This is a genomic window from Pseudomonas sp. Pseu.R1, from assembly GCF_045764065.1.
Taxonomy (GTDB): domain Bacteria; phylum Pseudomonadota; class Gammaproteobacteria; order Pseudomonadales; family Pseudomonadaceae; genus Aquipseudomonas.
In genome coordinates this window covers 3518415-3540239 of record NZ_JBJGEE020000001.1, presented here as the reverse complement: position 1 = coordinate 3540239, position 21825 = coordinate 3518415, and the positions used below count along the sequence as shown (strand labels likewise).

Annotated in this window: 18 protein-coding genes and 3 pseudogenes; 10 read left to right on the top strand and 11 right to left on the bottom strand. The window is 58.7% G+C overall.

Going from position 1 to position 21825, the window contains the following annotated elements; genetic code table 11:
- Nucleotides 1–285 precede the first annotated feature (285 nt).
- Nucleotides 286–1162 (top strand): annotated as a pseudogene (locus ACI5GA_RS16395) (LysR substrate-binding domain-containing protein).
- A 307-nt stretch (nucleotides 1163–1469) separates the two neighbouring features.
- Here the strand turns inward: ACI5GA_RS16395 and ACI5GA_RS16390 are convergent.
- Nucleotides 1470–1834 (bottom strand): annotated as a pseudogene (locus ACI5GA_RS16390) (MFS transporter); the annotation flags it as partial.
- A gap of 95 nt (nucleotides 1835–1929) precedes the next feature.
- Nucleotides 1930–2010: pseudogene (locus ACI5GA_RS16385) on the bottom strand (hypothetical protein); the annotation flags it as partial.
- An 81-nt stretch (nucleotides 2011–2091) separates the two neighbouring features.
- Here ACI5GA_RS16385 and ACI5GA_RS16380 point away from each other — a divergent pair.
- The gene (locus ACI5GA_RS16380; protein ID WP_404635636.1) at nucleotides 2092–2724 is read left to right on the top strand and encodes a CDP-alcohol phosphatidyltransferase family protein; all 633 of its coding nucleotides are present in this window, start codon (nucleotides 2092–2094) and stop codon (nucleotides 2722–2724) included.
- Nucleotides 2725–2943: 219 nt separating this feature from the next.
- Nucleotides 2944–4344, top strand: a complete 1401-nt coding sequence (gene lpdA, locus ACI5GA_RS16375; protein ID WP_421423417.1) for a dihydrolipoyl dehydrogenase — start codon at nucleotides 2944–2946, stop codon at nucleotides 4342–4344.
- 103 nt (nucleotides 4345–4447) lie between these two features.
- Here the strand turns inward: lpdA and ACI5GA_RS16370 are convergent, their stop codons facing one another.
- On the bottom strand, nucleotides 4448–4921 hold the full coding sequence (locus ACI5GA_RS16370; RefSeq protein ID WP_421425487.1) for an Lrp/AsnC family transcriptional regulator: 474 nt from the start codon (nucleotides 4919–4921) through the stop codon (nucleotides 4448–4450).
- 153 nt (nucleotides 4922–5074) lie between these two features.
- On the opposite strand from ACI5GA_RS16370, the gene ACI5GA_RS16365 reads away from it, so the two are divergent.
- From ACI5GA_RS16365 to ACI5GA_RS16340, 6 genes are all read left to right on the top strand, one after another.
- Nucleotides 5075–5704 (top strand): LysE family translocator, encoded by a 630-nt coding sequence (locus ACI5GA_RS16365; protein ID WP_421423415.1) that lies wholly within the window; start codon nucleotides 5075–5077, stop codon nucleotides 5702–5704.
- A 181-nt stretch (nucleotides 5705–5885) separates the two neighbouring features.
- On the top strand, nucleotides 5886–7505 hold the full coding sequence (locus ACI5GA_RS16360; protein ID WP_421423413.1) for a glucan biosynthesis protein D: 1620 nt from the start codon (nucleotides 5886–5888) through the stop codon (nucleotides 7503–7505).
- A gap of 448 nt (nucleotides 7506–7953) precedes the next feature.
- Nucleotides 7954–9258, top strand: a complete 1305-nt coding sequence (locus ACI5GA_RS16355; RefSeq protein ID WP_421423411.1) for a hypothetical protein — start codon at nucleotides 7954–7956, stop codon at nucleotides 9256–9258.
- 5 nt (nucleotides 9259–9263) lie between these two features.
- Nucleotides 9264–10556, top strand: a complete 1293-nt coding sequence (locus ACI5GA_RS16350; RefSeq protein ID WP_421425486.1) for a hypothetical protein — start codon at nucleotides 9264–9266, stop codon at nucleotides 10554–10556.
- Between the two features lie 166 nt (nucleotides 10557–10722).
- Nucleotides 10723–11502 (top strand): substrate-binding periplasmic protein, encoded by a 780-nt coding sequence (locus ACI5GA_RS16345; protein ID WP_421423409.1) that lies wholly within the window; start codon nucleotides 10723–10725, stop codon nucleotides 11500–11502.
- Between the two features lie 207 nt (nucleotides 11503–11709).
- A complete protein-coding gene (locus tag ACI5GA_RS16340; RefSeq protein ID WP_421423407.1) occupies nucleotides 11710–12369 on the top strand; it encodes a hypothetical protein in 660 nt (219 codons plus the stop codon).
- A gap of 63 nt (nucleotides 12370–12432) precedes the next feature.
- Here ACI5GA_RS16340 and ACI5GA_RS16335 read toward each other — a convergent pair whose 3' ends face one another.
- Nucleotides 12433–14130, bottom strand: coding sequence for an FAD/NAD(P)-binding protein (locus tag ACI5GA_RS16335; protein WP_421425485.1), 1698 nt, complete (start codon nucleotides 14128–14130; stop codon nucleotides 12433–12435).
- Here ACI5GA_RS16335 and ACI5GA_RS16330 point away from each other — a divergent pair.
- Nucleotides 14074–14235, top strand: a complete 162-nt coding sequence (locus ACI5GA_RS16330; protein ID WP_404635722.1) for a hypothetical protein — start codon at nucleotides 14074–14076, stop codon at nucleotides 14233–14235. The genes ACI5GA_RS16335 and ACI5GA_RS16330 overlap by 57 nt on opposite strands.
- A gap of 2 nt (nucleotides 14236–14237) precedes the next feature.
- On the opposite strand, the gene sbnB is transcribed toward ACI5GA_RS16330, so the two are convergent.
- Genes sbnB through ACI5GA_RS16295 form a run of 7 tightly spaced genes read right to left on the bottom strand, consistent with a single transcriptional unit; the run spans nucleotide 14238 to nucleotide 21700 of the window.
- Nucleotides 14238–15245, bottom strand: a complete 1008-nt coding sequence (gene sbnB / locus ACI5GA_RS16325) for a 2,3-diaminopropionate biosynthesis protein SbnB (RefSeq protein ID WP_421423406.1) — start codon at nucleotides 15243–15245, stop codon at nucleotides 14238–14240.
- A complete protein-coding gene (gene sbnA / locus ACI5GA_RS16320; protein ID WP_404635652.1) occupies nucleotides 15238–16257 on the bottom strand; it encodes a 2,3-diaminopropionate biosynthesis protein SbnA in 1020 nt (339 codons plus the stop codon). The genes sbnB and sbnA overlap by 8 nt, the downstream gene beginning before the upstream one ends.
- Nucleotides 16254–17612, bottom strand: coding sequence for a SidA/IucD/PvdA family monooxygenase (locus tag ACI5GA_RS16315; protein WP_404635654.1), 1359 nt, complete (start codon nucleotides 17610–17612; stop codon nucleotides 16254–16256). The genes sbnA and ACI5GA_RS16315 overlap by 4 nt, the downstream gene beginning before the upstream one ends.
- Nucleotides 17613–17662: 50 nt before the next feature.
- Nucleotides 17663–18610, bottom strand: a complete 948-nt coding sequence (locus ACI5GA_RS16310) for an ABC transporter substrate-binding protein (RefSeq protein ID WP_421423405.1) — start codon at nucleotides 18608–18610, stop codon at nucleotides 17663–17665.
- Nucleotides 18607–19731, bottom strand: coding sequence for an NAD(P)/FAD-dependent oxidoreductase (locus ACI5GA_RS16305; RefSeq protein WP_404635658.1), 1125 nt, complete (start codon nucleotides 19729–19731; stop codon nucleotides 18607–18609). Before ACI5GA_RS16305 ends, ACI5GA_RS16310 begins: the two co-directional genes overlap by 4 nt.
- Before the next feature lie 17 nt (nucleotides 19732–19748).
- On the bottom strand, nucleotides 19749–21257 hold the full coding sequence (locus ACI5GA_RS16300; RefSeq protein WP_404635660.1) for a methionine--tRNA ligase: 1509 nt from the start codon (nucleotides 21255–21257) through the stop codon (nucleotides 19749–19751).
- A complete protein-coding gene (locus ACI5GA_RS16295) occupies nucleotides 21257–21700 on the bottom strand; it encodes a cupin domain-containing protein (protein WP_404635662.1) in 444 nt (147 codons plus the stop codon). The genes ACI5GA_RS16300 and ACI5GA_RS16295 overlap by 1 nt, the downstream gene beginning before the upstream one ends.
- Nucleotides 21701–21825 lie beyond the last annotated feature (125 nt).

Here is a 21825-nt window from a genome sequence, read left to right as displayed (position 1 = left end):
TCGACCTGCCGAATCTGCGGAATAAACATCCCGCAACACTGTTTTATGAGGCGTTACGGTATAACACGCGCCGTGAAATTTTCGTCTGGTTCTCGCCTACGAACATGACGAATTCTTCACCCAGACAGCCATCAGACAGGTTAGCCCCCCATCGGACGAACAAGGGCCGCGTTTTTGCCGCGCAGCCCTTGCGCCACCCTGCGCAACCGCGTCAGATACGCGCTATCGAATGCCCACAAAAACAACATCGCTCGCTGCTTCACGGATCAGCGCTGGAGCCGTCACATGCGTCAATTGCCTTCGCTGAACACCTTGCGCATCTTCGAAGAAGTCGCACGCCATCGCAGTTTCAGCAAGGCCGCCGAGTCGCTGAACGTGACCCAGGGCGCCATCAGCCGACAAATCAAACAGCTCGAAGACTATCTGGGCGTCACCCTTTTCATTCGCACGCCTCGCGGCTTGTCGCTGACCGAATCGGGCGCTGCGCTGTCACCGAATCTGGCTCAAGCATTCGATCACATCGAACGCGCCCTGCAATCGGTGCGGGTGCCGAATTTGCGCCAGCGGCTGCGTATCCTCGCGCCGCCGACCTGGGCCACCCGCTGGCTATCGGTGCAATTGCGCACCTTCGTGCAACGCTATCCCGAGATCAGCCTCAGCGTGACCAATCAGGCCAGTCATGAGGGGTATGCCGACGTGGATTGTCACATTCGCTTCGGGCTGGAAGCGGATACCCATTGCCAGAGCCAGTTGCTGGTGATGGAGCGGCACATCGCCGTGGCCAGCCCGGAACTGTTCGAAAACGGCGAAGCACCAGACCTGCGCCGCTTTCCGTTGCTGCACATCCTGCACGAAGGCAAACGACTGAAGGTGTGGGAAAACTGGTTGAGTGCAGTGGGAAGAATCGATGTCGATGCAACTCAGGGCATCGAGTTCAGTACCTTGGATCAGGTGATCAACACCGCGTTGGCAGGCGGTGGGCTGGCCGTCATCGACCGGCAAATGATCGAGCGCGAACTGGCCAACGGCAGCCTGCTGCCGATCCCCCCCCGTGGAAGTGATCGGCCCGTACGGTTATTGGCTCGACGTACCCAATGACAAGCAGGGGTTGTCGAAGGTGCAGTTATTTACCGAGTGGTTGAGTTTGGTGAGTAACCCGTGATTTCAACCATTGTGGGAGCCTTTGTGGCGAAAACGGTACATCCGACAACGAAATGCTGCCTGGCACGGCACTTTCGCCAGCAAGCCGGCTCCCACAGGTTCAGCGCCGAACGAAAAATCTGGATTCGACGCGATCACTGTGGGAGCCGCCTTGGTGGCGAAAGCAATTGATCAGACACCATAGAATCTCCCACAAGGAATCACCTCAAATCTGAGAACCGAGCACAACCTTTGGAGTCGCAACAGAGGCTTCGCCTTCCTCCTTCACCGAACACGCCTGATTCAACGTCAACGCCTGGGTCTCCGGCGCCCAGACCAATGCCGATCAACACCCGACAGAGGAACAGTTGCATCGCGGTTTCGGCGTAGAACTGCATGACTGAGGCGAGGGTGATCAACACGAAACTGACGAGGAAGATCTTCTGGCGTCCCAGCCGGTCGGAAATCCAGCCGAAAAACAGGCTACCGAGAAACAGACCGATCAGCGCCGACGCCCCGATCAGCCCCTGCCAGAAGGCGTCCAGTTGAAGCTGGGGGCTGAGCAACGTGAACGCGATGCCGATCAGGCCAGAATGTAGCCATCGGTGAAATGTGCGCCAAACGTCAGGCCCGCGATTTTGATGTGGAATTTACCGATGGGCAGATCATCGATTTGGACCGGTTGAACAGACATGTTTGCCTCCAGTTATTGTTATTGACGGAGAAGCGAAACCAGAAATTTCCATACACATTGATCGTTCCCACGCGGAGCGTGGGAACGATCACCGACTACAAATCACCCATCAGCAGGTATTTGATTTCCAGGTAATCCTCCAGCCCGTAGCGCGACCCTTCACGCCCCAGGCCCGATTCCTCCCACAGGGATCTGCGTCACGCGAAAACTGCACTATGCTCCCGAATAGTTATCCACAGGCAACGGGGGCCACGATCATGCTCAACACCTGGCTGCAAAAATGCCTGCACCCCCTCGCCAAAACCCTGTTCGACGACGGTGTGCGCGCCATTCACGTCACCCTGTGTGCAGGGCTGATTTCAGTGGCCGTCGGCGTGCTGGTCGCCGCGTTCGCGCTCAACGACTGGATTTTCATACTGATCCCGATCTGGATACTGATTCGCATGCTGTTCAACGCAGTCGAAGCGTCGCTGATCAGCGAATTCGGTCAACACTCCCGACTCGGCAACTGCGCCAACGAGCTCAGCCGTGTGATTGCAGAAACCGCTCTGTTTCTGCCGTTTGCAGTCATTCCCAAGGTAAGCCTGCTGCTGGTTTTGCTGGTGACGTTGCTGGCGATTTTTAGCGAATTTGCCGGTCTGCTCGGGCCATTGATCAAGGCGTCACGGCGTCGCGACGGGCCGATGAACAGCCACGTCCGGATGCTGTGTTTTGCGATTTTCGGGGTCGGAATCAGCTCGGGTTACGTGCTGACTGCGCCGATCAATATCACCCTGGCGATCATGGCCATTCTGCTGCTGGTGACCATTTTCAATCGCATCCGGCGGGCGGTAGCGGAAGTGACGAAACCGGTCACGGCGCCTTCGGCCAAAGCTTACGCATCAGAGTGAACGAACTGTTTCAACAGCTTTACACACAAGCTGTGTACATCTTATCCACAGGTCATTTTCTGCTGGCTCGATAGCCCTTGAAATGGACAGGGCTTGACCTCAGCTTAATCATGACCAGATATTACAGCCGTAATTTTACTGATTGTGATCTTTCAGAACATTTGTGAAGGGACGTCTACGCTTCCCTCCACTGTCGATTCTTCATTCAGGAGTACGTTCATGAGTCACTACGACGTTGTCGTCATTGGCGGCGGCCCAGGCGGTTATAACGCAGCCATCCACGCGGGGCAAAAAGGCTTGAAGGTCGCCTGCATCGAGGGCCGCGAGACCTTGGGCGGGACGTGCCTGAACGTAGGCTGCATCCCTTCCAAATCACTCCTGCATGCCTCCGAGCTGTACGAAGCCGCCACTGGAGACGAGTTCAAAAAGCTGGGCATTGAGGTCACACCCACCTTGAACCTGGCGCAAATGATGGCGCAGAAAGTCGAGAGCGTGACCGGGCTGACCAAGGGCATCGAGTTTCTGTTTCGCAAGTACAAAGCCGAGTGGGTCAAGGGCTGGGGGCGCCTCGCCGGGCCTGGCAAGGTCATCGTCACCGACGCCAGCGGCGCTGAAACCGAGCTGACTGCCAAAGACATCATCATCGCCACCGGTTCCGAACCTACGCCACTGCCGGGCGTGACCATCGACAACCAGCGCATCCTCGACTCAACTGGCGCGCTGTCCCTGAGCGAAGTGCCCAAGCATCTGGTGGTCATCGGCGCGGGCGTCATCGGTCTGGAGTTGGGTTCGGTCTGGCGTCGGCTGGGCGCCAAAGTGACCGTGGTTGAGTTCCTTGATCACGTCGCCCACGGCTCGGACCTGGAAACCGGCAAAACACTGCACCGCTCGCTGTCGCGTCAGGGCATGAACTTCAAACTCAGTTCCAAAGTGACCTCTGCCGTCACGAGCGATTCTGGCGTGAGCCTGACCGTCGAACCCGCAGCAGGTGGCGAGGCCGAGGTGATCGAAGCGGACTACGTGCTGGTCTCCATCGGCCGACGTCCAGTGACCAAAGGCCTGGGTCTGGAAACCGTCGGGCTGGAAGTGGACAAGCGCGGCGGGCTGGCCAACAAGGGCCATCGCACGGCGGTAGACGGCATCTGGGTGATCGGCGACGTGACCTCAGGCCCCATGCTCGCGCACAAGGCCGAAGATGAAGCGGCGGTGTGTGTGGAACGCATCATCGGCAAGAAGGGCGAACTCAATTACAACCTGATCCCCAACGTCATCTACACCCGACCGGAAATGGCCAGTGTCGGTAAGACCGAGGAGCAATTGAAGGAGGAAGGCCGCGCCTACAAAGTGGGCAAATTCCCGTTCAGCGCCAACAGCCGGGCCAAGGTCAATCACGAGAGCGACGGCTTCGCCAAAGTACTGGCCGATGAAAAAACCGACGAAATCCTCGGCGTGCACCTGGTCGGCCCGAGTGTCAGCGAGATGATTGCCGAGTATTGCGTGGCGATGGAGTTCGCGGCGTCGGCAGAAGATGTGGCATTGACCTGCCATCCACATCCGACCCGCTCCGAAGCGTTGCGCCAGGCGGCGATGGGTGCGGGTGGGCATACGACGCAAGCGTGATTGGTTCGCGGACATCCCTTTTGTGGCAGCACGGCTTGCCGACGGTCGCGCATATGAAATCGCCGCCGCCGGCAACTCGTGCTGCTACAGAGTGCTCACCGCCTTAAACCGGCAAATGCCCCAACGGCAGTGGCCCTTGGGGCTTGAGCGTGCGAATCGCAAAGTTGCTGCGAATGTCCCGCACGCTTGGCATTTTCAATAACGTCTCGCTGAGAAAACGGTCGTAGCTGCGCAGGTCCGGGACGACTACTTGCAGGAGAAAATCCGACTCGCCCGACACCAGATACGCCGAGATGACCTCAGGCAACGCCGACACCGCCTGATGAAATTTCTGCGCTTCTTCTTCGTGATGGCGGTCCACCTTCACCCCAATGAACACCGTCAGCCCCAGCCCCAATGCATCGGCATCCAGCGTTGCCTGATAACCCCGAATGACGCCCGCTTCTTCCAAATGCCGAACCCGGCGCAAGCAGGGCGAAGCCGACAGTCCGATCTCATCGGCCAGTTGCACGTTGGTCAAGCGACCATCGCGTTGCAGCGCGTTGAGGATGCGGCGGTCGTAGGCATCCAGTCTCACATTCGGATGGTTTGGCATATCAGACACCTTTCAGGCAGCTATAGAAGCAGAAGCTGCCAATACTAAGGCTTTCAAGGGTCAAACACGCAAGCACCTGCCCTGCCCTTCGGCCATAGAATTTTCTCTCCGAATCCCTGCCCTGAGAGCCGAATAATGGAAAACATCGCGCTGTTTATCGTGGCCCTGTCGATGATCCTGCTGGTGCCGGGACCCGACATGATTCTGTTGCTGCAAACCGGCGCACGCCATGGACGAAGCAAAGCCCTGGCCACTGCACTGGGACTGGCCATCGCCCGAGGTTGCCACGTCGCATTGGCAGCCTTCGGTCTGGCGGCACTGCTCAAAGTGTCCCCCTGGGCATTCGACGTGGTGCGAGGTGTGGGCGCTGCCTACCTGTTCTGGCTGGGACTGAAGATGTTCAAACCGGGCGCGGCAGGCGCTCTGCACACCACCAGGACCGCTGATCAGGCGATCGGCTGGCAAACGGCGATCCTGCGTGGCCTGCTGACCAATCTGCTCAACCCCAAGGCGCTGCTGTTCTGTTCGGTGCTGCTGCCGCAGTTCATCGATCCCCGGATCGGGTCTGTGCCCGTGCAGTTCGCTGAATTGGGGGTGATCCTGGTGGTGATCGGCCTGTCGTTCGACAGCGTCTACGCCATGGCCGGAGGCTGGATCGGCCACTGGCTGGCACACAGCGAAACAGCGCAACGGGTCCAGCAGTGGCTGTTTGGCAGCTTGCTGATTGGATTCGCCGCACGGCTGGCGTTTGTTCAACAAACCTGAACACACCATTGGCAACCTATTGAAGCTTCGCACGAAGTGCCCTGAAACGATTTTTTCTCTTTTTTGCGAACAAGATGCCGAGATTGTTATCTGTGTTGTTGGTAATTTGCGTTCGGCAAGGATTGGGAAAGCGCACGTCCATGTGCAGGAAGGCACAGCATTTCTTCAGAGGCTTCACCTTATGAATCGCAGGAATCTACTGAAAGCTTCCATGGCGCTGGCAGCCTATAGCGTGCTGCCCGCCTCGGGTCTCTACGCAGCACGTGCCTTGGCGGCAGCAGCAGACGGCGACATCGAACATTTCGACTTCAAGACCTTGCAAGACCTCGCCAAGCAAATGGCGGCCAAATCCTACGTCAGCACCAAGCAGAACCTGCCGCCAACCCTGGCGAACATGACACCGCAACAATTCAACGCGATCAAATACGACGCTGGCCATTCCCTTTGGAACGACGTGAAAGGCCAGTTGGACGTGCATTTCTTCCATGTCGGCGCAGGTTTCAAAACCCCGGTGCGCATGTACAGCGTCGACCCGGCAACAAACCAGGCGCGCGAAGTGCATTTCCGCCCAGAGTTGTTCAACTATGAAGCCAGTCGCATCGATCAAAGCCAGCTCAAAGGCGACCTGGGCTTTGCCGGTTTCAAACTGTTCAAGGCCCCGGAAATCGCCATCAACGACATACTTTCGTTCCTCGGCGCCAGCTACTTCCGCGCCATCGACAGCAACAAGCAATACGGACTGTCCGCCCGCGGTCTGGCCATCGACACCTATGCGCACAAGCCGGAAGAGTTTCCCGACTTCACCAAGTTCTGGTTCGAGAAACCGACCAAGGACGCCACCCGCTTCGTGGTCTACGCGCTGCTGGATTCGCCGAGCGCCACGGGCGCCTATCGCTTCGACATCGACTGCCAGGCCGAACGCGTGGTCATGGACATCGACGCGCACATCAACGCTCGCGCCGACATTGAGCAGTTGGGTATTGCGACCATGACCAGCATGTTCAGTTGCGGCACCCATGAGCGTCGCATGTGCGACACGATTCACCCCGAAATCCATGACTCGGACCGTCTGGCGATGTGGCGCGGCAACGGCGAGTGGATCTGCCGCCCGCTGAACAACCCGGCCAAGCTGCAATTCAACGCCTTCGCCGACAAAGATCCGAAAGGCTTCGGCCTGGTGCAAACCGACCACGACTTCAAGACCTACCAAGACACGGTCGACTGGTACCACCGCAGGCCAAGCCTGTGGGTCGAGCCGACCACACCGTGGGGCGAAGGCTCCATTGACCTGCTGGAACTGCCGACCACGGGCGAGACGCTGGACAATATCGTCGCGTTCTGGAACCCGAAAGTGCCGGTCAAAGCCGGAATGTCGATGAACTACGGCTACAAACTCTACTGGAGCCCGCTGCCGCCGGTGAGCACGCCGCTGGCACAAGTCCACGCGACCCGCTCGGGCATGGGCGGTTTCATCGAAGGCTGGGCACCGGGCGAGCATTACCCGGACGTCTGGGCACGGCGTTTTGCCGTCGACTTCAACGGCGGCGGGATCGATCGACTGCCCGAAGGCGCTGGCATCGAGCCGGTGGTCACGGTTTCCAATGGCAAGGTGCAGGACTTCAACGTACTCGTACTGCCGGACATCAAGGGCTTCCGCGTGACCTTCGACTGGTACCCGACCAACGACTCGGTCGACCCGGTGGAAATGCGCATGTTCATCAAGACCGGCGACCGGACCTTGAGCGAGACGTGGCTGTACCAGTACTTCCCGCCTGCGCCGGATAAGCGCAAGTACACCTGATACCGCGGCAAAAGGTGATTCGCTCCCACAGGGGTCGTCAAAATTCCGATAACGACGACAGGCAATCTACCTGTTACAAAAATGAGTCATAGACAGCTTGGGCTATGACTCATTTTTTCTTCTGTTTAATAGCGTCAATTTTTACGCATTCAATAAATTCAATAAGTTACAACACACGAATTTATTGATCTCTGACAACTGTCCGAAAATTTGACTATTTGATTGACAGCCCCAAATTCTGAGGCTGATATATCCCCTGTCACGCCGTTCCAGAGGGACCTTTCACGGCCACTCCCTCCCGCAACGGCCCTCCAACACACAACGACTTCTACCCCAATCGACGGCCTGCGCCGACTTCGATGAGCGGTAGCTTTGCCTCACAGATCTCACTTTCCTGTTCGCTGCTGCGCCTGCCGATCACTTCCAGCGCTCCAGAGGGGCTGTAACCATGATGTCGCCTTCCCCCGTTTACGTTGAAAAGCCTTCGATCATGTCGTTCGACAAATCCACTGCCATTGTCGTCGTCGCGATCAGTCTGATCCTTGTCGAGACCTTTTCCGGCGCGCTACGGTTTTATCTGGACAAGGCCGGAGTGTCGGTTTTGCTCTACGTGCCGAAAGTCGCCTGTTTGCTGTTCTTCGCGCTGGAACTGCGCAGTTTCAAGGCAGGACCTGCGCTGTGGCTGAGTTTCATCGCGCTGCTGCTGTCAGCGGCCTGGGCGACGCTCAATGGCGCGGGCTTCGGTAATTTTGCGTTCGCGCTCTATGGCATTGCCCCGTTGTTGTTCGGGCTGACCTGCGGTGATCAAATCATTCGTCACAAGCGCTTGTTCATGTGGGCGATTGTGTTTGCCCTCGGTGCCTCGCTGGCGGGGCTGGCGCTGGACAAATACTCCAATCTGCCGTGGAAGGGTTATAGCTACTCCATCGGCGGCACCGAATTGAGCGCCAATACCAGTTGGGCCTCCGAGGACGCCGACCGGCCTGCGGGCTTTGCGCGGATTTCCAGTGCACTGGCGATCATCATTTCGATTTTCAGCCTGTACCTGATGGCGACCGTGCGCTCCCGACTCCTGGCGCTGGGCATCTTTGCCGTGGGGCTGGCAGGCGTGGTGCTGACCACCAGCAAGGCACCGGTCTTGGCGCTGGCCGGGGCGGCAGGGCTGATGATGATTCTGCAATTTCGCTGGACCACCCGGGGCGCGATTGTCTTCGCCGTGCTACTGGGCATGTCGCTGCCGTTCGCGGCGATGATGTTCGATTTCGACCCGAACAAGGTGTCAGCCGCCAGCTCGTTGTCATCGATCTACGACCGGCTCGTCAACACCTGGCCAACCGTGATCAACGAGCTGATTCGTGAAGACCGCGAATACACAGGCGCAGGCTTTGGGCTGGTGGGCAGTTCGGTCGCGGCATACCCCATTCCGGGCGCGGACCTGTTCGCCATTTCCGACAGCACCGTGGTCTACCTGTGGGCAATCTTTGGTGTGGCCGGGTTGTTTCTCTATGCCTTGCATATCCCGCTGTTCATCACCCTCGCGAACAGCACCACGCGTTACGGGCGGGCGATGCTGGCGACCGGGTTCTGCATCTGCATCGTCAGCTGGACCACGGACACGCTGGAAGTGACCCTCGCCAACCTGTTTCTCGGCATGGCCATCGGACACGCGCTGGCAGCGAGATATCAGTTCAAAGCCAGTGCCCCAAAGCCAGTTGAGGCCGCCCAGTGGCGCGGCCTGCCAGGTTTGAGCTGAAGAGCATTTCCCGCATGAGCGCATTGAGTATTGGCCGCGTAGGCCTGCTGTTACTGTCCTGCCTTTTCGGCGCTGGCGTTGCCGTGGCAGACCCTTTCATCGTGGGCGTCGCCACCCATTCGATGAACAACCCGAACCAGCCGCTGCGCAGCCTGGAACTGGCGAGCATCGCGGGCGCGAGTTCGATCCGGGATGACGCATTCTGGTCTACCGCCGAACCGATCCGCGGCCAACTGCGCGTCGTCCCGCAATGGCGCCAATGGATGGCCAAGGCGGGAGGGCTGAACCTGAACCCGATGATCATCCTCGGCTATGGATCGGTGTTCACGGGAGGCGCCAAGCCGCGCAAACCCGAGGTGAAAATCCCTTACCTGAACTACGTCGACTACATCACTCGCCAATTGGGCAACCCGGTGAAGTTCTATGAAGTGTGGAACGAATGGGATGTCGACGGGCCGTCCGACCCGCGACTGAGCAGCGACTACGTGGCCTTGGTACGGGACGCCGCACCCATCATTCGCAAAAACAATCCACAGGCCAAAGTGCTGGCGGGCGCGGCCACCACGGCGGGTATCAAAGCCGGGTTCATCGATCGGATCGTCGCAGGCGGCGTGCTCAAGTACGCGGACGGGATTTCGCTGCACCCTTACGTGCATTGCGAAGGCCGCGATCGAAACACGCCAGAAAGCTGGATCGAGTGGATGCGAGGCGTGGATCGCAGCATCAGCGCCAAAGCAGGCAAACAGGTGCCGCTGTACCTGACGGAAATGAGCTGGCCCAGCCACGAAGGCAACTGCGGCGTCGATACGCCTCGTCAAGCTGCATATCTGGCGCGGGCGTATTTCCTGGCGCGCACCCTCCCCAACATCAAAGGCATGTGGTGGTACGACCTGATCAACGACGGCACGAAAAGGGACGATCAGGAGCACAACTTCGGCTTGCTCGACATCGACCTGAATCCAAAACCCGCTTACGCCGTGCTCAAGGCCATCAGTCCGTACCTGAGTGACTTCAGCTACGACGCTGCACACAGCCTGCAAACCGACAATGTCTACAAACTGGCATTCACCGACGGCCACGAGCGGATTCTGGTGGCGTGGGCCTCAGGGCGTGAACGCCTGGAGAGTGTCGATGCCAGCGCCATGGACAACGGCCCGCTGCGAATGCTCGACACCCAAAAGCCGGATCGGGGAATGGCTAACAGCGGGCAGCAATGGAACTGCAATGGCGATCAATGCAGCGCCCCGGTCACGTTGACCGAGTTCCCGAAAATCATTCGCCTGAGCCCTGGATCCTGAACGTCCCAATCACCCGAAGCCCGCCTGGCTCTGTCAGCGCGGGCTTTTTTCATGGTTTTTCGTGAATCCTTCGGCAAATAGTGGCATTACGACACATACTGGACATCTGCCGCTGCTAGGCTAGGTCTCCTTTAACGGGAACCCATGACCGAGGGAATGTATGGGGATGGGACGCAAACTGATCATGGGGTGTTTGCTCTACCTGTGCGCGTTGCCCGCGTGGGCAGATCCCTACGTTGCCGGAAGTGCGCAATGGAAGCCCTACGCTTATGAAGACGCCAACGGCCATTTACAGGGGCTGGCCGTCGACATCGCCCGGCGCGTGATGCAAATTGCCAAGGTCGACGTCACGTTCGTGACCTACCCGGTCAATCGCCTGCAATCAATGCTGCAAAAGGGCGACATCGACCTCAATTACGCCGATGCGCTGATCTGGAACAGCCCCGAAGAACAGCGTCATTTCGTGTTCTCCAAGCCCTACTCAAGTGTCAACGAGCACCTGTACTTCCTCGCCGACCACCCCGACCGCAAACGCCCCATCGAGCAGATGAACCACCTCACCGTCGGCATGGTGCGCGGCTACACCTACTGGGCGCTGGACCCGGCCCTTGAAATGCACCGCATCGAACGGCTGGAAACCTCACAGGACGACACTCTGATCAAGCTGTTGCAAAGCCGACGCGTCGACGCCATCGCCATCGTCGACGACATCTTCGACGCATTGGTCGCCAGCAACCATCTGGACCCCGCCCAGTTCCAGCAAGGCGCCAAACTCAGCGAAGCGCCCTTGGTGATCAAACTTCAACCCGAACTCGCGCAATGGCTGCCTCAGATCAATCGCGCCATCGACACCCTGCGTGCCAGCGGAGAACTGGAGAACATCAGACGGCAGTATTTGCCGGGGAATGCGGGGTTGAAATGTGCTGGGGCGGGGAAAGGGTGTTAGGGAAAAGTCTGACAAGGCACGATGGAAAATCGGGCGATTCTCCCCCATCGAGGCCAAAAACAGGGGCGTATAATTCGGCGCCGAAAACGAAGAACCCCGCCAACGGCGGGGTTCTTTTTTGCTTCGTCTGTCCTCGGGGGGAGGTGCTGGCACCCGCGTATCCCGTGGCTAGTGCGGAAACTATATGGATGTAGGTCTTACCAGTCAATGCAGAAATCATGCGCAGTCAAAGCCGCTTTGTCTCCATCAAGAATGTCCACGTATGAAGCCCGCGCCTTGGCCGCGGGGCACGACATTTCAGCAGCATTGAAACTGTATGCGTGGAACGCACGAATCTGTGGTGCATTTCTCACCCCTCTCCACATTTGTGAAGTGGTGATGCGAAATGCGGTCGCTGACGCCCTTGAATCTGTCCATGGTCCACAGTGGCCGTGGAATCCAGGGTTTGACCGAAGCCTCCCCCGGCAGAGTGGGCCTGGTTACAACGCCTTAAAGGATCTTCAATGTGTGCGTCAGAGAACGGAAAAAACAGGACAAGTGATCGCTGAACTCAAGTTTGTGTTTTGGGAAAAGATGTTCACCAGCCGACACGACGACCGGATTTGGAATACCCACCTCCGTCATGTGCTGCCAAACCTCATGTCTACAGAAACCATCGCCGAACACCGGAAGAGAATTTTCGGCGACTTGAACTCTATCAGAATGCTCAGAAACAGAATTGCTCATCACGAACCCATCTTCGCAAGGGACCTGCTGAGAGACTTTCACGTGATTCAACAACTGATCGAGGCAAGATGCAGCATCGCGGCCCAATGGCTGCTGATTGAGCAACAAGTGATGGATACGATTAAAGACAGGCCCTTCTAGACGAAAAAGGGCCAAGAACATCTCTTTTGAGCGAACGGCAGGCGCAGCAGGCAGAACCGGCATTCACACCGTCACCACCACCCCCAACATCTCCCGCGCAATTCGGTCGGCATCCACGAACGCCCGTGAATAACTCCCCGACGAAGGTACGTAATGGTTGTAGTACGTCGACCCCTCCACCATAGGCCCGGTTATCCACAGATTGGGCTGCGCCTTTCCTTCACTGTTGACCCTAACGCCCTCACCCTCGGCATTGAGGCTGTGGATAATACCGCTCTCGCGTAATTGGCGAATAATTTCAGGCTGCGCATCACTGCGTCGGCTGTCGCTGACGTGGGCGCAAATGACTGTCTCCAGCGAGATAATCTCGGTGTCTGACTGCTGAATCGAGGTTTCACCGGTCCTGGAGTTGTGCATAACTTTGGAGCCGTGAACCCAGTACACAATTCCAGCCTTCGCTAGCGCCAGCAACTCCTGATGACGCTCTTTTTGCGGACCCGCGACCATCCTGTTGACCAGCGGGGCATATTTATCAAAGAACACGCGATGAGATTCCGGAGTCAAGCCGTTGTTATCCACAACACGACGCAGTTGTTCACGGCAACTTCTCCAGACTTCAGCCGCCGCCTTGATCGGACTGTGATCCAGATCAGCGATGCTCTCCTTCAGATCCTCCTGAATGAAGGCTTGCACCCACTGTGAATAATTATCCACAGGCGCTTGGGTGCGTCGGGGATTGAAGAGGCTTTCATCAGGCATGGGCACGCCGAATTCCTGCGACAGCGCCTGAGCTTTGGCCCCCATTTCGCCCAGCAGAAACGACGTCGCGATCTTAGATTTCACACGCAAGGACGATTTGCCGCGCAAAGATGCCACCATGCCGAAGTATTCAGCGATCATTTCCGCTTTGATAAACGGCAATACCTGGGCTTCAAAGTCGAGGCCATCGGGATTTCGCGCACGAAGATCGGCCACTGTGGATAAGGTGAATATCAGTGGCGCACCGCCGACACGATGAGGTGTGATGTCAGGCCGCGTGCGATAAGGCAGCCCGCTACGCGAATACATGTACACGCGCGGTTCCCGCCCAGACGGTTGATAATCGAGCCCTTCAGGCCCTTCGACGAAGCGCCCTCCCCGCCCCACTGTCAGATTCGCCACGGCATCCATGGCTGACAGGCCCAACCCCTCGATGCCCACTGCGGCTGTGGAAGAAATACGGCTCATCGCTTGAGCCTGTGGATAAGCTCCTAAACGTTGCGTCGTCCCGAAAAGGTTGTCCACTGGCTGGGGCGAATCGGCATGCCCGACGGTGATCAACAACCAGTCCACGCGATGGCTGCGCCCGTCATCGGCGGACAACACGAACCCACCCAGGTCCATGTGTTCGATGTTATCCACAGTGCGAGCATGATGAATAACCTGCATGTGCTCCGGCAGTGCTCGAATCACCTCTTCATACGTCCACGCCAGGTATTCGCCCAACCACGCTCGAGGCAGGAATTCATTGGGTCGGACAACGCGTTCGGTCGCCTTGTAGCGCAGACACCATTCATAGAAATTCGGCCCCGGCCGCCCACTGCGCCCACCCAGTGCAGCCGAGTCGGGAAACATGGAAATCTGCGACGCCACAGTGTTGAGCATCAACCAGTCGGGCTGTTCCACCGAGTGCAGTCCCGGCCCCGGTTGGCGAGGGTCGAACACATGAATCTCGACCCGCCGCTCACTCTGCCCAGCCAACGCGCAGAGCCGTTCGAGCACGGTCAGCCCGCGCGAACCGCAGCCCACGATGCCGATTCGAATGGCGGCCTCGCGATCATTGAAGACTGGCCGTTCGAACGTGTTTCGACCAAAACGCAGCGCTGAACTCAGTTCCATCTCAGGGTTTCTCCAAAGAACGAATCGATGGCCACAGCGCGTGATTCGGCCAGTGCGGTGTCAACGATGAACTTGGCCAGCGCCAGGTCCAGCACGCCCAATCCAAACGGCGAGAAGATTGAGGGTTTGTCCGGATCAAGCGTGAATTCGCCCCGGATCAGCCCGGCGAGGGTGCCGTTCATGAAATCGCGATTGCCGGTGAGCTGCTCGGTCAGGTGGGGCGAGGTGTTGGCCTTCATACAATGCTCGACGTCATCGCACAGGTTATTGGCCGCCAGCAGCAATTGGGGAGCGATATCGCGCAGAGAAATGTTCAACACCACCTGACCGGCGCGAAACGCCATCGGAGGCTTCACGTAAGGTTCGCCCGCCGTCGTGGCAAAGATCACCAGGTCCGCAGCGAGCGCCTCTTCAAGCGAGCCGGTGCGGGCTGTGCATAAGTCGATGTGCTCGACGTAACCTTTCAAGGCATTGGCCGACGCCGCATCGAAGTCATGCACCACCGCCTGCCCGATGTCCCAGCCTTCAACGGCCAGCATGCGGGCAATGTTCCGGGCGATGACGCCCGCGCCGACAAATCCCACAGATTCGACGTGATGCGACTGACCATTGAGCCAATAAGCGCCTGACACTGCCGAGGCTGCGGTTCTGACAGCACTGATCTGTGCGCCTTCCAGGCACGCGAAGGGATAGCCGGTCTCGCGGTCGTTGAGAATCACGACTGCTGAGGCACGGGGTTTCTGCTGCTGAACGTTGCCGGGAAAGCTGGAAATCCATTTGATCCCGGCCACCGCATCCTCGCCTTCCAGTGACGCGGGCAGCGCGATGATGCGGTTGGCAGGCTGCTGTGGAAAACGCAGAAAGTAGCTGTCCGGGTTGAGGGTCTGGCCGTCATGGTGTTGCAGGTAAACCTGTTCGACCCGCGTGACCATTGAGTGGGCCTGAGCATCGAGGATGTCTTTGATCACCGCGCCGGGGATGACATGAAAATCAGACATTGGCCTCCTCCCTTTCGAACGTATGCACGTACTGTTTGAGGTAACGACTGATCGGTTGCGAGGAAAGCGCCGACAACTCGGCGAGACCGAATTTCTGCATGACCCACTCGTCGTTGTAGATCGTCTCCAGGTAGCGCTCACCTGCATCCGGCGAGATCGCCACGATCACCGCATCCTTGGGAATGCCCACCGAGGGCGCGGCCAGCCCGGCGACGACGGTTCCGGTCGAACCGCCCGCGAGAACACCATTGGACTTGGCCAGCCAACGACACATCGCCACCGTCGCGCGCTCATCGACCACTTGCTGCCTGTGAAGGTGATTGGCGCGAAAAATGGGAGGCATTTGGCTCGATCCCAGCCCCGGTATGTAGCGTTTGCCTGGCGCCTGGCCGAAGGTGACCGAGCCTGCGCTGTCCACGGCGATGATCTTTGTGCGCGGCGAATGCTTGCGGAAATATTGCACGCAGCCCATCAATGTCCCTGTTGTCCCCGCCCCCACTACCAGGTAATCCAGCGCCGGAAAGGCGATGTGAATCGACCGGGCGGTGGTCTGCTCGTGGGTGCGGGCATTCGCCGGATTGCTGTACTGGTTGAGCCACAGGTAGCGCGGATCACGGGCGACGGTGTCGCGGATATAGCGAATGCGCGTGCCCAGATAGCCGTCGTTGTCATCCCGCTCGGTGACGATCACGATCTGGGCGCCAAAGGCTTCCATCATCTTGATGTTGTGCAGGTTGGTGTTCGGATCGACCACGCAGCAGAATTTGTAGCCACGTTCGGCGCAGATCATCGCCAGCGCCACGCCCAGATTGCCGGACGACGACTCGATCAACACGGTCTCCTTGTGGATAAGTCGCCGCTCGGCATAAGAGTCGATCAAACCGATGGCCGTCTTCATCTTGATCGAGCCTGCTGGATTGCAGGATTCCAGCTTCAGGTGCAGGTTCTCGAAGCCCAGCCCCTTGAGACGAACGAAATTCGAGTCGCCGACAATATGCGAAATGAAGTTCATGGGCGTGCCTCGGCGCGTGCAGCCACGGCGCGTTTTGGATGGGCCACCACGGGCGCCAGTTGCCGTGGCTGGGTGGCGAGCAAGGCATCGGTCAATTGCTGAGCGCGTAACGCCACCATCGAGAACGATTGCGCATCGCTGATGCCGTGGGTTTTCTCCGATGTGCCGTTGGCCAGAATCTGCAAGCCTTCGCTGTTTTGCAGACCTACCCGGTAGGATCTGTCCACAGCCAGGCTGCCATCCTCATCGCGCAACAACCAGGGTTGCAGCAACGTCAGCAGCGGTGGCACAGCCAGTTGCTCATAACCGGTGCCGAGCACGATGCCATCGACATAGAGCGTGGTCTCAAGGCCGGTGTTGCTGTCACGCAGTAGAACGGAATAGGCGTCGCCGACTTTTTCCACAGACACCACGTTTGACCAAATGTGTAAGTTCAGCCGTTGATGCCCGCTGACCTCGCCTTCGTACATGAACGAGTACAACGCCTGACTTTCATCAGCGTCGATGCCTGCGTAGTTGGTCGAGCGGATTTCGTCGAATACTTTGTTGCGACGCGCAGGTTCCAGTTGATGGAAGTAATCAACCTGCTCCGGCAGGAACGCCATATTGGGGAACTGCCCCAACTGGCCCACCCTGAAACCCACCCCACGATGCACCGAATGCACTTGCGTGGTGGGCGCGGCGCCCAACAGATGCGCCACCGCTTCCCCTGCGCTTTGCCCCGAACCCAACACCAGCCAGCGCTGGGCAATCGGACCACCACCCAAGTGAATGTTCTTCAGGTATTGGGAGGTGTGGAAAACCCGACCGCCCAGATGCGCGCTGAAGGCCTCAGGGATTTTGGGCAGGCTGCCGTGGGAAAGTACCAGCCGTTTGGTGCGGTAGGTCCCTTCCGAAGTGACGATATCCACAGCCTTCAGAACGCCCTTTTCTGCGACCGGCAAGATATCCACAACCCCTTCTTCGTAGGACACATAATCCTTTAACTGATCTGCAACCCAACCGATGTAGTCGGACCATTCCACGCGACTGGCCGGACGCCCCAGCAGGCCAAACTTGTACAGCCGCCCCTTCTCCTTGAGGTACATGGCGAACGAGAACCGGCTGCGTGGGTTACGCGGGGTCACCAGATCACGAAATACGTGGTGATTGATGTCCGTCCCCGCCAGCAGAAATGCGCCATGCCAAGTCGCGTCGCGCCCCTTCTCGAAAAACTTCACTCGCTGAAACGGCTTTTTGCCGTTGTCTTCCGCTTCGTCTTCCAGCGCACAGGCCAGCGCGATACCGGCGGGACCGAAGCCGACCGACGCAACGTCCAGCTCCTGACGCAAACCCTCGATTTCAAACTGATTCATGGTGGTTCTTCCTGAAAGATTGAGAGACGTGGCGAGCCTGTCGGCCCGGTTCAACTCAGTAGCCGTCGTTCGTGGACGCGCTTGTCGGCGTAGACCCAAAGCGAAACCCGGGCGTGATCGTTTTCCCCATTGCTGAAGCTGACGGGGCCTGCGGGTGTGGAAAACTTTTCATAGCGCAACGCATCCAGCAGGCCGCGCCGCTGACGCGCAGCCACATCGACCAGCGAAAAGGCGGCCAGCGTTTCGATGGCGTAAACCGGCGCCTGCTCGCCGTAGAAGCGTTGATACGTGAGGTCGACCGCCTGCGCTTCAGGCAGGTCGCTGGCTACAGGAAAACTGACGACGTACACCGTGCCGGTCTGTTCCAGGCCGCTGACCAGCGCAGGTGAAGCCGCGTCATCGGTAAAGAACAGAGGTAATTCACAACCGGCCGCGCGGTTTTCCACAAGGAACTGGCGACTGGCTTTCAGGCGTCCACAAAACACCAGCGCATCAGCATTACCTGTATCCGAAACGATGCGCACTGTGGATAACTGCGCGCTCTGCACCAGTTCGTGCAGTTGCCGCTGCCCATGCAGGCTTGGATCGGCGAACAACGCCAGCTTGCGCAGACCCTGCGCTTCAGCGAACTTCAACAGGCGCCCGGCCAGCACGCGATCCGAAGCACAGACACGGAACGTCGTGCTGCCGTCCTCGGTCAGCGCAGCGCATGTCGAGGCCGGGAGAATCAGCGGAATGCCAGCCTGTGCATAACTCTCTACCACGGCTGCCGCCGACTCGGACGCAAAGTGGCCGATCACCGCATCCACCCGCGCATCGATGAAACGCCTGGCCGCGGCCCGTCCCCCATCCGCGCTGGCACCGTCATCGAAATACAGGTGTTGAGCGCGACGAACATGGCTGAACAGATGGCTGGACAGATAAACGCCTCGCAAAAAGCTCCGTGCATGCAAGGTCGTGCCGACGTCCAGCGCCGCGCAGATTCCCAGGCGCATCATGACAAGGCCACCTCGGTGAACCGGGAAGGACAGAACGCCTGCATGATCGAGCGATGGTTGGCTTCCAGTTGCACCCCGGCCATCAGGCTGCCTAACTCGTAAGCCAGGCGTTCGGCGACGTTCGGTGCCATCTTGAAGCCAATGCCGCAGAAGCCGGTCGCCAGATAAATATGGCTGTTAGGGCTGAAACGCCCGATCAATGGCCGACCGTCATCGGTGTAGGCATCCCAGCCCACTTGCGTCACGATCGGCAGGCTGTGGTGAGCGTCGTAACCCAGCCTGGCGATGCGCTCGATCACATCCTGTTCGTTGTCCAGCACCGCAAGATTCAACTGATCGGCATGCTCTGCCCGTTGCCGATGCTGCCCACCCACCTGAATTACGCTACGCCCCAACGGCAGCAGGTAGGTGTTCAGGTGATGCGCGATGACCGGCATGCTCGGCGACTGATCGCAGCCTATTCGGGTGAAAGGAATCGTGCGCGCATGCACCGCCCCATAAGGCCTGGCGAGCGGGCCACTGGCACCGCACGCATCGACCACCCACGTGGCTTCCAGCCGCAGTTGCCCCGCGAACACCTGAACGTGCCCCTCATGTTCCACGCAGCGATCCACTGCCAGATGGTCGATGAAAGCGGCCTTCTCCCGCACGTAACGGCAAAGGCCCGACACCGCAACCCGTGCATCGACGATGCCGCCATTGCGCTCGATCAACAGGCACTCTTCCGGGCAATACGCCGAGAAGCGACCGTTATCCAACGGGCTGACCGAGGCGTGCAGTTCGACGTTCTGCGTCCCCTCGCTGCCCACCGCATCGAGGTATTTTCCACAGACCCCAGGGCTGGCGATGTAAGCCACACCGGTACGCTTGAGGGCCTGCTCGAACACGGCGTGAACGATGCCGGTGCTGCCATGCCGGGACGCGGGACTGGTCAGCGGACGCAAAACCGGGTCCAGTTCCAGCCCGCGCACGATGCCGCCGGTATCGCGCGTCGCGCCCTGTCCGCCACCGATGCCCTTTTCGATCAAGGCGACGTCCAGGCCACTCTCGACCAGCGCAGCGGCAACCGACGCACCCATGACACCCGCGCCGATCACGATCACATCGAATGAGGTCTTCATCAGCGCATGTCCCCCGATCAAATCTCGTACTCGACGGCGCTGACGTACACCAGTTGCTGAAACACCTCGTTCTCGGTGAAACGGCAATAGCGCAGAATCTGCCGGGCCAGGTCCGGGAACACGGGCGCGCCGATGGCCCCAATCAGGGCCATGTACGGCAGGATGCGCTTGCCGAGCAGCTGGCGATCACGGGCCGCGTTGATGACGTCGGAAAGCAGCACCGCGAGGCCTTTCATGGTGAAGTGGTCGACCGAGGTCACCTCGAACCAGCGAGCGACCAACAACTTGATTGCCGCCGCATCCGCCGAGGACACCTTGAGGCTGTCGCCGTCGACACGCTCGCGCTCGGCCTGAGCGGCCAGCTTGACCAGCACTTCGTTGAACGTGTGCTCACGCCACGATGCAAACTTATCCACATCGAAATCGTCGGTGTCCTGCTCAGGCGCAATCAACGCCAGGTAGAACCGCGCGCTGTCGGTGCAGGCATCTGCCACCAGGTCCCGCGCCCAGATCGCGTAGTTGCGGCTGGTCGACAGGTTCTTGCCATTCAACGTCAGAAACTGGTTGGTGTAGAACGTCTGACGCATGCGATAGCCGTGCATCGTCTGCAACAAGGCCGGGTACACCATCATGTGGCTGAACGCGCAGTCATAACCGAGAAAATGCACCAGTCGGCCTTTGCCCGAACGGCAATATTCGTCGTATTCCCACGGCGCGTGTTTGTGCTCGTGCAGGTACTCGCGAAATGCGCCCAGATAACCCGACAGGCCCATGACCCACGTGTGGATTCGTCGGCTGCCATCTGGCTTGAGGTCCAGCCCGCCGTCATGAGGGCGGGTAATGGCCCAGTCAATCGGGCCGATCTCGAATTCCTCATTCAAGAAGCGGCGAATGAAAGGCCGCAGCGGCGCGTGCTCGAAGGTGCTTTTCAGATGACTGCGGAAATTGGAGAGCGCCAGAAACTCGCGCTCTACCGGTTTCCAGATCATTTGCCCCGAGCACAACTTGCAGCGGAATTCGCTCATCTTCGACGCATTGGGCGTGTGCGCGCACTCTTCGCACTGGCTCGCATCGGAGTCCGAACCACAGTGATCACAGTTGCCCCGACCGAAAGCCTCGTAGCCCCATTTATCGCAATGTTCGCAATACGGCTCCTGGCTGACCTTTTTGTAAATGGCCCCTGCCTTCACAGCGGCTTCGTAGGTTTCCTCGACAGCCTTCTTGAAGTAGTTGTTGCGATAAGGGCGCATCCAGAAATCAACTTCAATCCCCATCTTGGCCAGGGTGTCGTTGATCTTGTCGGTGTTTTCCAGTGCCAGTTCCTGCGGCGCGCGATCCAGCTCGATTCCACGCCGAAGCATGTACGACTGATAGTCGTCGGAGTACGACACCAGTGTGCAGTCATGGCCGCGCTGGCGCTGAGCACGGGTGAAAATGTCTGCCGCCAGAAACGGCCCGGCCATGTGCCCAATGTGTAAATCGCCATTGGGTGTGGGCGGTGTAATGGTGACCAGAAGTTTGCCCATTACGAAGCCCTCTGATCGGAGACGTCATGAATGGGCGCTTTTTGCAGAGCGAACTCATTGAGCGCCATGGCCTGCTGCGCATCTTCATCGAGAAAGCGGTTGGCCGAATCCCGATCCCACCAGACCACATAAAAGTGGAAGTCTTCGTCGGTGTCATTCACGACGTAATGGTCGGTGTGTTTGGGAATGGCCGCGATATCGCCCATGGTGAAGGGGTAGGTTTCATCGCCCACCACCAACTTCGCGTTGCCTTTGATGCCGATGAAAAACTCCTGATCGATCTGGGTGTGCGACAACGATTTCGTGCCCGGGCGCACGACACACCAGCCCCCTCCGATCGGTGTGGGGTAACCGTCCCAGGGCAATAGTCTGGACCCGTCCAGGTCGTATTCATGAACCAGTTTGTCCCACGCCATGGGCCGGAATATTTGAAAGTCTGTCATGAAGTTCTCCTTCAGCGCGGAGCATCCCTGCCCGTTGTTTAAGCGGCTGAACAACGCCGTCGAGTTGAGGGATAAGCTGAAGAAAATCGCAAAAGGGAGCAAACAAGAAATACGCAAGCAACGGT